The organism is Deltaproteobacteria bacterium, from assembly GCA_009929795.1.
GTDB lineage: Bacteria > Desulfobacterota > Desulfovibrionia > Desulfovibrionales > Desulfomicrobiaceae > RZZR01.
Genome location: RZZR01000024.1, coordinates 1 through 13,490 on the forward strand (window position 1 = coordinate 1; position 13,490 = coordinate 13,490).

Below are 13,490 nucleotides of genomic sequence, written 5' to 3' on the forward strand. Positions count from 1 at the left end.
ACGCTGGACCGCGTCGCTTCCCTGGCCCGGCTACGCCACATCGACGACCGCCTGGCCCGAAGACTCGAGTCCATATGGGAATTCGTCCAAATGCGCCGTCTCCAGGCCGGTCTTAAAAATTCGAACCTGGAATGCGGCCCGAGCTGGATTCGACCCTACCAACTGCCCAAGATGGAAATGCGGGAACTGAAATCGGGAATCCAGGCCGTCCAGGAATTCGTCAACCTCGTCGTGGCCGGGGCCGCCTACTGATGGTCGCAACGATCTGGAAATGGATATGGGGGATGATGTTCTCCCTGGCTGTCCTGTGCTCCATGGCCTCGGCCGAGTCCGTCATCAGGGCCGAGTCCGGGATTCTCGTCCTCCAGGTCCTGGCCGGAAGCCAGGCCGAAAAGGCCGGCCTCCTCGAAGACGACTTGATCATCGGCTACAACCGGGTCCGGGTCCGCAAGGTCCAGGATCTGATGACCGCCGTGGCCAACACCGGGCGGGACCAAGTGCCCATCGTCCTCTATCGGGAGGGGGAAAAGCGAACCATCTGGGCGGGAAAGGGCAAGCTCGGCATCTATATCGACACCGGTGTGGTCATCTGTCCACCAGGAGGATGCACGCTGGACTGATCCAATTCAGCCGTGGGCCTCGGCCCAAGTCCGCCCCGATCCCCATTCGGCCACCAGGGGCACTGCCAGTGATTGGACCCCGGTCATGATCTCCGACAGCCTCTGCCCGGCCTCTTCGCCATTGGCCTCGGGCACCTCCAGGAGAAGTTCGTCGTGGACCTGCAGAATGAGCCGAGCCCCCATGGTGTTCAGGGATTCGTCCCGGTCCACGGCCAGCATGGCCATCTTGATGATGTCGGCGGCCGACCCCTGGACCACTGTGTTGATGGCCATGCGCCTGGCCTGCTGGGCGAGATTGTTGTTGCGGGAATTGATGTCCGGCAGAAGCCTGCGCCTTCCGGCGATGGTCGCCACGAACCCCTGGACCTTGGCCTCGGTCTCCACCCGGTCGTAGAAGGCCTTCACCCCGGTCAGCTTGCGAAAATAGAGCTCAATGAAATCCTTGGCCTGGCCCGTGGTGATGCCAAGCTCCCGGCCGAGCTTCAGCGGCCCCATGCCGTAGAGCAGCCCGAAATTGACCGTCTTGGCCCGACGGCGCTCCCCAGGCGAGACGTCGGCCTGGGGCTTGTCGAAGAGCAGGGCCGCCGTTCTCGTATGGATGTCCTCTTGACGAGAAAAGGCGTCCATGAGCTCGCCATCCCCGGAAAGATGGGCCAGAAGGCGAAGTTCGATCTGGGAATAGTCGGCCCCGGCCAGGATCATTCCCGGCCCGGCCACGAAACAGGACCGCATTCGCCCGCCAAACTCTCCCCGGATGGGGATGTTTTGGAGATTGGGTCCGCTGCTGGAGAGCCTTCCCGTGGCCGTGGCCAACTGGTTGAAATGGGAGTGGACCCGGCCTTGACCGTCCACCATTTGGGGCAGGGGATCAAGATAGGTAGATCTAAGCTTTTCGAGCATCCTGAATTCGAGAATCAAATCCACCACCGGATGCCGACCCCGAAGATTTTCCAGAACCTGGCTCGATGTGGACAATGCCCCGCCTGGCGTCTTGCTTCTGGAATCTAGCCCCAGACGGTCGAACAGAATCTCGGACAATTGCTGGCTTGAACGGATGTTGAAATTTTCACCGGCCTGGGCGTGGATTTCAGCGGTGAGTTCCTCAAGACGTGCTTTGACCTCCCCGAGGAAGACTTCAAAGGCCTCCAGATCAAGGCCGACTCCGGACTGTTCCATTCTGGCCAGCACAGCGGTCAGGGGCCGTTCCAGGTCGATCATCAGTCTCGTCAATCCGGAACGATCCAACCGCTCCCGGTACTGACGGGCCAGAGCCAGGGCTTCCAGTGACTCCTGCCCCAGGATCTCCACGTCCTCCACGGACCGGCGAAGTCTCGACCATTCGTAGTTCCTGGCCTCCGGATTCAGAAGGTAGGCTGCCAGACTCAGATCGAACCAGTTCTCCATGGGAACCATCTCCCAGTCCCTGGAGGTGCGCAAAAGGTCCATGAGGGACGGGACAACCGCCCGGGTCGAAGCCAGGGCCCTGGCCAGCCGCTCCACCGGCCCCCGATACTCCACTTCCCGGCCTTCGCTCCCCAGCACCCACCCTTCACCCCTGGGCACCAGGCCGACCTCGGTTCCGGCCAAACCTTCAGCCGGATCGTCCACCACTTTCGCGTCCGAAACGGGGCGGAACTTCTGCCTTGGAGGCTTGGTCCCCTGCCACTCGTCGTATTCTTTGGTAACCTGACGAAATTCGAACTCCTGGAGAAAGCCCCGAACGGACTGGTCGTCGCTGTCCTTGATCCGAAGATCCTCCAGCGTCACATCCTGGCAGAAATCGGTCCTGAGCCTGGTCAGCTCCCGGTAGAGCATAACCGATTCAAGATGCGGCCCGTACTTGGCCCGTTCCTTTTCTGACAAGAGATGCATCCCCGCCGACAGGGCCTCGAGGTCGGGAAACTTGGCCATCAAAAGCTTGGCTGTCTTAGGTCCGACCTTGGGAATACCCGGGATGTCGTCCGCCGAGTCCCCCACCAAAGCCTGATAATCCGGCCATTGGTCGGGCTTCAGGCCTTCCTGACTGTCAAAATCGTCCAAGGTCAAAATCTTCTCGGACTTTTGGGAAGGATCCCACATGACCACGTTCGCATCTAGGCATTGGCGCAAGTCCTTGTCCGTGCCAACGATGACCACCGGGCCGTCATCCTTGAACCGCCGACACAGACTGGCGATATAGTCATCAGCCTCGGCCCCGCCTGTCGCCTCCAGCATGGGTACGCCCAGAAGTCCGACACCGATTTTGATGATGTCCCTTTGGGCGGCCAGATCCTCGGGTACCTTGGCCCGTCCCGCCTTGTAGCCATCAAAAAGTTCGTGCCGAAAAGTCGGTCCGGGCCCGTCAACGACAAAGGCCATGAAATCCGGCTGTTCCTGCTGCAGGATTTTGATCAACAGCCGGAGGATCATGAAGGCTGCGCTGGTCGGAAACCCGTCCGAGCGTCTGAGGTCCGGGTAGGCGTAGAAACCGCGATAGATGAAGGAATTCCCGTCCACGAGATAGAGGGGCCGCCCCTTGAGACCCAGCCGAGACCGCAGGGAGGCCTGGCTCACGCCTCCTCCCCGTTCTCGGAATCACTGGCCGCCTTCTTCGGCCCGATGCAATTCTTCTTGTTCAATCGCTCAAGGACGAAATGCTGGGGGTGGAGGGTGGCGATGCGGGCCATGGGAACCTCGGCCCGGGCCATGGACCTGTGCCCCCCGGCCGAACCTACGTCGCCGAAAAGGAGTTTGGCGAATTTGCCCATGTCCCGCCGCAGACCATCCCCCCGCAGGATAATGACCAAGTTGTCGTTGAAAATTCCGCTGATGATGGTCCAGGACAAGCCATGAACCCGGAGAAAAAAATCAGCCAGGATGACCAGGATGTCCGGAGAATCGACCCGGCCCATGAAGGCCGTCAACCCCTGGCCCAGGACCCGCATCTTGCGGAAGGCCTGGGAAAAATACTTCAGCCACTCGAGCTTGAACTCGCTGCGGAGGATCTTGTGCAGCAAAGGTTGGCTGTAGAACTTGGTCAAATACCGAAAGGCCTTGATGTCTACATCGCAGAAGCCCCGCTCGAAGCTCTGGGTATCGGTTTTAATTCCGTAGACCAGGGCCGTAGCCAGGAGTTTTCCGGGCCTCAGGCCCAAGTTGTAGAGATATTCGGTCATCAACGAGCTGTTGGAGCCGTATTCGGGCTTGATGTCCACAAAATCGGCCTCCACAGGGTTCTCCTTGGCCAGGGGATGATGGTCGATAACCACCGAGAACTTGAGCCCAGCGAAATCGGAATGGTGATGGGGCTGCGAGTCCACCAGGGCGTACCGATCGTACTGTGCCGCAAGAGGCGGCGTTAGCTTCTTGGTTGGAATGCGCAATAGGCGGATCATGGCCAGATTGTCGGGCCTAGAGATCTCGTTGACATGGGCCAGACCCACAGCCGATACCCGCCGGGCCAAAATACGCTTGAGGGCCAAAGATGAGGCCAGGGCGTCCGGATCTGCGTTCATGAGGATCAGCCAACGGTCCTCCTTGCGCAACAGATCCAAAAGTCTGTCCAGTTTCGGCCCGAGATTTCTGAAATATGCCATAAAGTTCCTGTCCGTTTCCGACGACGGACCCGTTCGAGTGAAAGATGTCCGCATCGCCCGGGGGCAATGTCCTCCTGGAAAACCGTCCGATACGTTCGGCTTCTCTAGGGCAACCTCTTAGGCAAGTCCAGCGAGCTCAGTGGCAGAGATGCAACCGAAAGGTCCGCTCCCTTGGCGGAGCCAATTTCGGACGTTTGAGCCGTTCGGCATTGGATAATGACTTGCTCTTTTGCTCAGTCTGACTTAAGGCGGCCGAAATTCAGGTTCGGCTCACTCCTTGCTTGAACTTGGGCAGGAAAGAATTTTTTTCCGGGATGAAACCATGAGACTATTTCGAGGCTTTTTGCAGCACCACCTGAACCCGCTCCACGTTTATTGCCGACTGCGCGGAATCGGAGTCAGGGGTGGGCCAGCCATGAGGGCCTGCACCATCTACGAGAAATATTTTTACCGGATCTGGATCGGCTGACGGCCTTCAGAAATCCATTTTCAAGGCCTTTTGTCTAATCTGGACATGGGCTTTGGCCTTACGCAGACGCACCAGGTTTTCGGGTAATTCCCCCAGAAACCGCGACTCCGGAAGGCGCATGGCCCGACCATAAAGCTTTCGTTCCAGGGCCCGGCTGAGATACAGCCGATTCGCGGCCCTTGTCAGCCCCACGTAAAAAAGCCGCCGCTCTTCCTCCACATCTCCTCCCTTGGGGTCTGCGCCAGCCTCCTTCTGGCCTGTAAGCATCTCGAGGTCGGCCAGGGGAATCAGGCCATCCTCCAGACCCGGCAGAAAAACAGCTTCGAATTCAAGGCCCTTGGCCGCATGCAGGGTCATGATCTGAACCTTTTGGCTCTTTTGCCGTACGGCCTCCAGTTCGCTTTGCAGAGCGACCTCCCGAAGCACTCCGGCCCATCCTGAACGCTCGGCATACAGTGCGGCTAGGTCCCGGAAGGGGCGGCTCTTGAAAAAAACGTCGGGGAAACGGGGATCTCCAGCCAGAGAATCGGCCATGACCAGAGGCCCGGCCACCACCGTGGCGTCCGGACAAAGTGACTCGATCTGAGACTGGCGCTCCTCGCCCTCGGCTCCGCCAAGCCCCAACACTCGTCGGCCTTCGTCGATGATGGCCGCCACCCGGGGGTCGTGAAAAAACAGATCAGTCCCGGGCACGGAGCAGGGAATACCCATCTTGTCCAGGGTGGCCCGCAGAGAGGGGACCATCTGCCAAAGCCGGACCAGCACGGCGATATCCCCAGGGCCCAATCCTTCGCCTGCGTTCTGATCTGCCTGCCAATGGGCTGTTCCCCCGAGCAAGGCCAAAATCTTCTCCCCGATCCAGGCCGACTCCTGGGCCGCGTTGACGGCCGTGAACATGATGGCCTGGCCGGTGTCCTCTTGTAATCGGGCCGATCGAAGCCTCGGGCCATGGGGAAACAGCGCCCCGCCAAGATCCAGGATGGTCTGTCCCGAACGATGACTGGACGAAAGGGACACGGTCTCCAATTCCGGCCAAAAAGACCGGAGAGTTTTGTCTACCTCGGGTTCGGCCCCTCGAAACCCATAAATGCTTTGCCGAGGATCGCCGATGGCGAAGAGTCCGTCTCCGGAAGAAGCCAAAAGCCTTTGAAGTAGCTCGAGCTGAAGCCTTGACATGTCCTGAACCTCGTCCACCAGGACATGGTCGAAACGTTTGGTATAGTTTCCACTATCAATCTGCTGGATCCAAAACTCCAGGAGATCCGTGTAGTCCACGAGGTTGAGGACGGCTTTTCGGTCGGCATAGGCCCTGACCTCAGGGCTCGCCCCCATGTCCTCCCGTCTTTCCCTGGCCAGGCTCAGTTCCTGCCACAGAACCTTGCGCTCCCGCCGTCCGAGTTCCGGATTGGCCAAGGCGAAGGTCCGCCTTGCGTCCTCTTCTCCAAGCAGAACCGGTGCCTGACCGAGAAGTTCCGACCATACTCCGAAGGCCAGGGCGTGAACCGTGTCTGCCTTCAAAGCTTCTGTCTTAGGACCCACTGCCGCCAGACGATCCCGAAGCTCGCCGGCTGCCCTTCGGGTGAAGGTCAAAACAAGCATGCCCTCAGGGTTCTGCCCCGCCTCAAGAAGATGCCGGACCCGATGGACGAGAGTGAAGGTCTTGCCCGTTCCAGGGCCAGCCAGAACCAGTACTGGCCCCGGTCCGGCCTTTACGGCTCTGATCTGGTCTTCGTCGGGTTCGGCCTTCAATATGGGAAGGCCTCCGGGGCCGGGGTCCGGAAGTCCGACGTCGGTTTCTTCAACCACTTTCCGGGTCCTTTTCGGTCCTGGAATCAGTCCGGGCAACCGCCGACCTTTGAGAAATACCTCCCGCTCCTGGGGCGTGAAGGCTGAGATGACCCCATATTCGCCGTCAAAACCCGGCTTTCGATGGACCTCGCCGGCTCGCATCCGGCGAACGGCCTCGGCCAGAAGCGGTGACGCCGTCCGGATGTCCTCCGGCGGTACCCGACGAAGAATGTCCATTTCGGAACCAAATCCGGCCACGAGATCCAGGTACTGGGCCCGGACCTTCTTGGATTTGGGCCCCACCCCAAGGGTCTCGGCCACTAGCTCCGGGAGGGGGATGAGTGACACGAAACCCGGATGACCCTCGGGTCTGCGGGGCGCGGAACGATCAGCCAATTCCTGGACCCGGCTCAAGACTCCCACGGTCAGCGGGCCGCCGCAAACCGGACACAGCCCGGCCCGCTGCCTGGTTTGTCTCGGTTCAAGGACCACGTTGCACTTCCGGTGACCGTCGAGATGATACTTCCCCTCCTCGGGAAAAAACTCCACCGTGCCCCTGAACTCCGTGGCCGAAGTCAGCCCCTTCAATGCCCGAAAAATGCCGTGGTAGTCCATTTCCCCGGCGAAAATATTCACCTCGCGTCCGAGATTCTCGCCGCTGTGGGCGTCGGAGTTGGAGATGAGCCGAAATCGGTCCAGGGCGCTCAGTAGCCAGTTCATGTCCGGATCCGAGGACAGCCCAGTCTCAAGAGCGAAAATCTCTCCGGCAAGATCTCCGAAGCAGTCTTCAATGCGATCGAATCCCGATTTGGACCCGAACAGGGAAAACCAAGGCGTCCAGACATGGGCCGGAATGAGACAGGCCCCTGGATCTGTCTCTAAGACCATCTCCAGAAGATCATGGGAATCGAGCCCGAGAATGGGCCGACCGTCCGAGGCAAGATTGCCGACCTGTTCCAAACGGCGGTTGAATCGCTCGGCGCTGTCAACACTTGGCATGAACACGAGGTTGTGAACCTTGCGGACTTTGCCCAACCGCTTGTAGATTAAGCTGATCTCGGTACCCAAAATGAATTTTGTCCGACAGGGCAGCCTTGCCGGCGCCCCGGGGATCTCCTTCCCCAGGGCTCCACTCTCCTTGAGACGGAAGATTCCGCCTTCCTCGGGCACCAGCTCCTCGCGGATGGCTGAAAACCAAGCAGGATGGGTGAAATCCCCGGTGGCCAGGAGGTCGATGCCCTTGAGACTTCCCCAGGCAGCCAGGTTCCTGAAGGTCAGCTTCTTGCTCGTGGCCCTGGAGAACCGCGAGTGGATATGCAGATCGGCCAGAAAAACACGCATGTTGGTTCCGTTCTCCGTCAAATACATGGCGGCCTACCAGCCGCCTCCGCCGCCGCCTCCACCTCCGCCGCCAGACGAACCTCCGCCCCCCATGCCCGAACTCGATCCAGGAGCCTTGGACGAGGAGGCCACGGCCCCGGCCAGGGAACCACCCAGGGCCGAAGAAAAGGCTCCCGCCCCCACGGTGGCCCAGGACCGTCCGCTGTACCAGGTCGGGCTGTAGCCCTCTCCCTCCCCGGCTTTGGCCAGAATCTGCTCAAAGGAAGCCGCCCAGCGGTTCTCAACGTCCAGGGCCATGGCGTAGGGCAGAAATTTTTCGAACAGCTCCGGGGTTCGATCCGGAGGATGAAGAAAATTCAGACGGCCCTCCTCGGCCGTTTCCAGATAGAGCTTAAAGCCCTCGATTTCGTCCATGGTCGTCCGCCCGGCCCTGGTCGGAGCCTTGATGAGGTCGAAGAACAACCAGTTGAGGCTGACGATGACCAACAAGGCCAAAGCCGATATCCATCCGGCGGCCCAGACGAAGAAACCGAGACCGGCCAACGACCCAATGGCGAATGGCAAGGCGAAGAGCGTCTGCCCCATGGCCGGAAACATGCCCCATATGGACCGTGTCCCCAGAAAAGCCCTCCAGGACCGAAAGGCGCTGACCAGCAGGGGAACGGTCCCTCCCATCCAGATGGTCAACCACAGGGTAATAAAACCGCCTTCCGCTGGCCGGGAACCCAAAAGGGCCGAACCCATAAGAGTCAGAGCCGACAGGGCGACCCCTGGAACGAGCAGTCCGCGATTCTTGGCAAAATAGGCCTTGTCGAACTCTCCGGCCAGGGTCTTCTTCAAGGCCGCGACCGAGCTCTGCAGCCGGACGTGGTTGTCCTGTTTGACCTCGACCGTTTTCGCCCCCCGAAATAGCTGGGCCATCAGACTCTGCTCGCCTCTGCTCAGGCCCTTGGCGTTGGCATCGACCTGGTGCAGGCTATACCTTCGGCCGCTTTGCTCGATACGCAGTCCGCCCTTGACTGCCGCGTCGACCACGGCCACGGCAAACGTCTTGTCGTCGTAACCCATCCGAATCAGGTATCGGCATCCAGCCGGACTCATCCCTTTGGGAGGCTCGAATCTGGGGATGATGGTCCCCTTCTCCGGATCCCGCCCGACCTTGATCCAGACGGCCATATAGTAGAGGAACACGAGTCCGACGCCGAACAGAGCCGCGAAAGCCCCAAGGTTGTCCCGGACTATGTAGCCCAGCTTCTCGGACTCGCTCGGCTCGGTCACCAGGCCCTTGGGCCAGGCCACGGCAATGGTCAGCCCGGACCTAGCCGAAAGAACCGCCGTACTTCGAAACTCCACCGTATCTCTTTCGGGAAAAGAAACCTCCCAGTCCCGGCCCTTGGCTCCGAAGGGACCGGTATAAGCATCTGGCGGCAGGGGAAGACTTGCCACGTCCGCCCCTTGGGGCAAATGGACCCTGGCCACAGCCTTGAGGATGGGGAAATTCCAATCCGTCCCGGTCACGTTCCAATAAAGCTCGTCGTGATTCTCGAAGAATCCCAGCTGTCGGGTGGTCCTATACTCAATGACATAGGTGTGCTCGCCGACAGGCACCATGACGTCCGGATCTCCCAGATAGATACGAACTCCATTGTCAAGACGCTCCTGTCGGTGGCGGACCGGGTCGCCGTCCATGGCCGTCGAAACGAGATCGAAGCCGACTCGAACCCGATTCCCATAGCGGTCCTGATAGACGGTCGGAAAATCCCGGTAGATCCCTCGCCGTATCTCCCTCCCCAGGGCACGGACCGTGATCTCCTCACGGACGGCTAGGCTGCCGTCGGTTTCGATTTCGATATGGCTGACAAAGGAGAGGATCTCCTCCCCGGCCGAGGCCGAAAAGGGGATTGCCAGAACAAGAGCAGCCAGAAGCGGCAGGAGCCGCATCGTCCGACATTTGAAATCAGTGAAAATTGACATCGGGGACCTGTCTCGCCGCCGGATCGTCCAGTTCAAAATACTCGACCGTGGTGAATCCGAAAGCCCTGGCAACCAGATTGCTGGGAAAGGACTCGACCTGCACGTTGTAGTCTCGGGCCGTGCCGTTGTAATACCGCCTAGCCAGCTGAATCTGCTCCTCAAGGCCGGACAGCTCTGCCTGAAGTTCCCGAAAATTGGAGTCGGCCTTGAGTTGCGGATAATTTTCGGCCACGGCCAGGATATTGGCCAGGCTCATGCCCAGACGCGATTCCAGTTCTCCTCGCTCTCCCATGCCCTGAGCGCCCATGCTCTTGGCCCTGAGCCCGGTGACCTGTTCCAGCGTGGTCTTTTCGTGGCTGGCATAGCGCTCCACGGTCTTGACCAGGTTGGGGATCAGGTTGTGTCTGCGCCGAAGTTGCACGTCAATACCGCTCCAGGCCTCCTTGACGACATTTTTCAATCGGACCAAACGGTTGTATAGCCCGACGGCCCAGAGGGCCAATAAAACCGCCAGGCTGGTCCAAATCCAGACGCTCATGGTACTCCTCCTTCCTCCGGGTTCGTCATGGGCGAAAATCGCTCAAAAAAGGATTGTGCCGCATTTCATCTCCGACCGATGTCTCCGGCCCGTGGCCGGGATAGATCACCGTGTCCTCCGGCAGGGTAAAAATATTTTCCCGGACTGAACGCTCCAGCACGTTGAGGCTCCCTCCCGGAAAATCGGTCCGCCCCACAGATCGGTAGAACAATAGATCACCGCAAAAAACTGCTTTCAACTCCGGGAAGTATAGGGAATGGCTTCCCGACGAATGGCCGGGGGTGTGCATGACACGACAGTCCAGTCCGGCCCAGTTCCATGTTCCCGCATTCAGGGGCTCGAAGGCGAAGGGCTCAGTACGCGGGAGACCCCAGAGGCCACCGCCGCCCAGCTCACTCTCGAGCAGATCGGCATCGTCGTTGCTGGCCAAGATGGGAGCCTTGGTGGCCCTCTGCAGTCCCGCATTGCCCTGGATATGGTCGAAATGCAGATGGGTATTCACGATTGCCTCAAGAACCGTATTTCCCAGGGCCTCAACCAATACCTCGGGCTCTCCTCCGGGATCGATGACCACAGCTCGCCCGTCGTTCAAAATCAGGTAGGCATTCGTCTCGAGAGGTCCAAGCTGGAAAGTCTGAATTTCTGCCATGATTCTCATCGTCCTCCGTACTTCCGAGCAGATCTTGGGCGCAATGCTCTGACCTTTCAGGGATTGTAGACAAGAGGGCCGAGATAAGGCAAGGACACGTCCCATGACCAATCAGCCACCGCCCTCATGCGGCATCCAGACTCTGCGCCGGGAGCATATCGTCCGGCACGAGGCTCTCCTCCGCGACGGATTCGCTGCCTTCGTCCCCCACACATCGACGTCTCTCCACTTCCCCAGGGCGGTTTCTGAAGGCTTTCTCGACCGGGACGGATCACCCCGGGCGCCCATCCTCGAAGGCGAAGTCCTTCACATCCCCCTTGCGGTCGGTCGCCGACTCATGGCCGTCATGGCCCTCGACGGCGTCCAGCCCGACCGGGCAAGGCCTATCCTGCCCGTTCTTCCGGCCTTGGCCGACCTTCTCCTGGAACGCGTCGCCCTCATCCGCCAGGCCCAGACCGATCCCCTGACCGGTCTGACCAACGCCCATTACTTCCAGGAACTCGTCGCCGGGGAAATCAGGCACATTCTGGACTGCATCCTGCCAGGATCCGCAGCGGGAACCGATTGTTCCATGTCCGGATTCAGCGCATCCTTCGCCCTTCTGGCAGTGAACCTCAACCGCTTTCGCCCCCTGAACACCACCTACGGGCACGCATTCGGCGACAGAATTCTGGCCGGCGTCGCCGAATCCCTTCTGACCTGCATCCCGGTCCAGGCCACCCCAGCCCGCTTGGAAAAAGACACATTCACTGTCCTCTGGCCTCAGGCGTCCCCGGGCAAGGCTTTGGTCCTGGCCGAAGAGATCCGGGAAAACATTGGTCGTTTGCGCATCGAATATCCCTTGTCCGGCGAACCTGTCACCGTCTCGGCCAGCATCGGGGTGACCTGCTATCCCCAGGATCTCACCGGCAGACAGCTCAGGCATCCCGTTCGGGAGCAGACTCGGTCGATTCTGTACAAGGCTTGTCGGACCGTCGCCGCGGCCAGGGCTCAAAGCGGATCCGGTGTCCTGGCCTTTCCCCGCATCCTGACTGAAGGCGGCCTCATCCTTGAAACACTGCCTCTTGGCCGACTCGTCGTCAACCTCGGACGCAGCGTGGATGTTCGAGAGGGTCAACGATTCCTGGTCTGGTCCTCGGCCGGTGGCACCGACACCGAACTCATCCGCGACGGTCAAAACCGGGTTGTGGGCCGCTACCCGTCCATGCCCAAGGCCGAGATCTCGATTATCGAGGTTCAGGACGAAATCTCCATTGCCGAACTCTTGACCTTGACCGACCCCTCCTGGCCTGTGGGCCCGGGTGACCACCTGACCCTCCAGGACGAGCATGAGACCGGTTTTCCTGCCGTATGCGAAGACACCGCCCGAATCCTCCTGCCTGGAAGAGACACCCTGACCGGCCTGTTCACGTATCGTGGTTTTCTGGAAAAATGGACCCGTTCCCGGGAAAGGACAGAGACCTGCACTTTGATGCTGGTCCGCCTCGATAACCCTGCACTGGACCCCCGCCTCCAGCAGCCATCGGCCCTGGAAGGCCTTGTAGAGTCACTCCACCGGTTGGCCGTGGAAATATACGGCAAGGGCCTTCTTGGAGGCCGGTATTGTCAGGACGGGATGATCCTTTTCGTTCCTGCGGAGCTCCGAAAGGTCTCCAATCTGGCACGGGACTTTGTCTTTGCCGCTTCTGAACGTCATCAGGCCGGGCTGACGATCGGTTGCGCTGGATTCCCTTTTTTGTCCTTCGCACGCTCGGATCTGGTCGAGAACGTCCGCAAGGCCTTGGAGCACGCATTCCTTCTCGAAGCTCCCCGCATAGCCGCGTTCGACAGTACCACTCTGACCATCAGTGCCGACCGCTATTTCGCCCGGGGAGACCTGTTCCTGGCCATGGAGGAATACAAGTTGGCCCTGGCCGCCAACGAAGACAATATCCTGGCCGCCAACTCACTGGGGATCTGTCTGGCCCGTCTGGGGCGCCTTTCCGAAGCCAGATCCCGATTCGCCGGTATTCTCGGTCGCGATGCCGAGAACCTCATGGCCCTCTACAACCTCGGATGCACCTGCCTTCGTCTCGGAGATCTGGAGGAGGCCCAACTCTCGTTTCGCCGATGCCTAAACCTTGATCCGCGGCATATCTACGCCATTCTCCGCCTCGGTCAGATGGCCGAACAGGGCGGTGACACCGTTTTGGCAGAAAGTCACTACAGGCGGGCCGGAGAGCTTGACGAACGCGTGGCCCATCGCCATCTCGGACGCTTGGCCCTAAAGGAGGGAAAAACAGAAAAGGCCCGATCTCACCTGCATGCCGCGGTGGTGGCCAACCCCATGGATGCGGCTTCACTGCACCTTTTGGCCCGCATCTATCTCGACCGTGGTGACGATCCTGAAATGGCCGAATCCTTTGCCCGGCAAAGCGTGTATCTGAATCCGGGGAAGGTTGCCTATTGGGACGAGCTGGCCCGAAGTCTCGATACCCAGGGCCGGACCGGCGAAGCGGCTCAGGCCCGATCCAGAGCTGACAGTCTCGGATAGATT

9 protein-coding genes are annotated in these 13,490 nt (G+C 60.0%); 3 read left to right on the forward strand and 6 right to left on the reverse strand.

The features are described 5' to 3' along the window. Together EOM25_04415 and EOM25_04420 are read left to right on the forward strand one after the other, a co-directional pair. A partial coding sequence (locus EOM25_04415; GenBank protein ID NCC24436.1) for a hypothetical protein occupies positions 1-252 on the forward strand: 252 nt, incomplete at its 5' end. Then, positions 132-620 (forward strand): PDZ domain-containing protein, encoded by a 489-nt coding sequence (locus EOM25_04420; GenBank protein ID NCC24437.1) that lies wholly within the window; start codon positions 132-134, stop codon positions 618-620. The genes EOM25_04415 and EOM25_04420, both read left to right, overlap by 121 nt. Positions 621-626: 6 nt before the next feature. On the opposite strand, the gene EOM25_04425 is transcribed toward EOM25_04420, so the two are convergent. From EOM25_04425 to EOM25_04450, 6 genes are all read right to left on the reverse strand, one after another. After that, a complete protein-coding gene (locus tag EOM25_04425) occupies positions 627-3,173 on the reverse strand; it encodes a DNA polymerase I (protein NCC24438.1) in 2,547 nt (848 codons plus the stop codon). Next, positions 3,170-4,195, reverse strand: a complete 1,026-nt coding sequence (locus EOM25_04430) for a phosphoesterase (protein ID NCC24439.1) — start codon at positions 4,193-4,195, stop codon at positions 3,170-3,172. Before EOM25_04430 ends, EOM25_04425 begins: the two co-directional genes overlap by 4 nt. 475 nt (positions 4,196-4,670) lie before the next feature. Next, entirely contained in the window at positions 4,671-7,793 is a 3,123-nt protein-coding gene (locus EOM25_04435) for a DNA helicase UvrD (GenBank protein ID NCC24440.1), read from the reverse strand. 33 nt (positions 7,794-7,826) lie between these two features. Continuing rightward, positions 7,827-9,767, reverse strand: coding sequence for a DUF2207 domain-containing protein (locus EOM25_04440; protein NCC24441.1), 1,941 nt, complete (start codon positions 9,765-9,767; stop codon positions 7,827-7,829). After that, the gene (locus tag EOM25_04445; GenBank protein NCC24442.1) at positions 9,751-10,305 is read right to left on the reverse strand and encodes a LemA family protein; all 555 of its coding nucleotides are present in this window, start codon (positions 10,303-10,305) and stop codon (positions 9,751-9,753) included. The genes EOM25_04440 and EOM25_04445 overlap by 17 nt, the downstream gene beginning before the upstream one ends. A gap of 25 nt (positions 10,306-10,330) precedes the next feature. Continuing rightward, positions 10,331-10,954 carry an MBL fold metallo-hydrolase gene (locus EOM25_04450; GenBank protein ID NCC24443.1) on the reverse strand — a complete coding sequence of 208 codons (624 nt, stop codon included), beginning with the start codon at positions 10,952-10,954 and terminating at the stop codon, positions 10,331-10,333. Positions 10,955-11,057: 103 nt separating this feature from the next. Between EOM25_04450 and EOM25_04455 the strand changes: the two genes are divergently transcribed. Next, a complete protein-coding gene (locus tag EOM25_04455; protein ID NCC24444.1) occupies positions 11,058-13,487 on the forward strand; it encodes a diguanylate cyclase in 2,430 nt (809 codons plus the stop codon). The last annotated feature ends 3 nt before the right edge of the window (positions 13,488-13,490 follow it).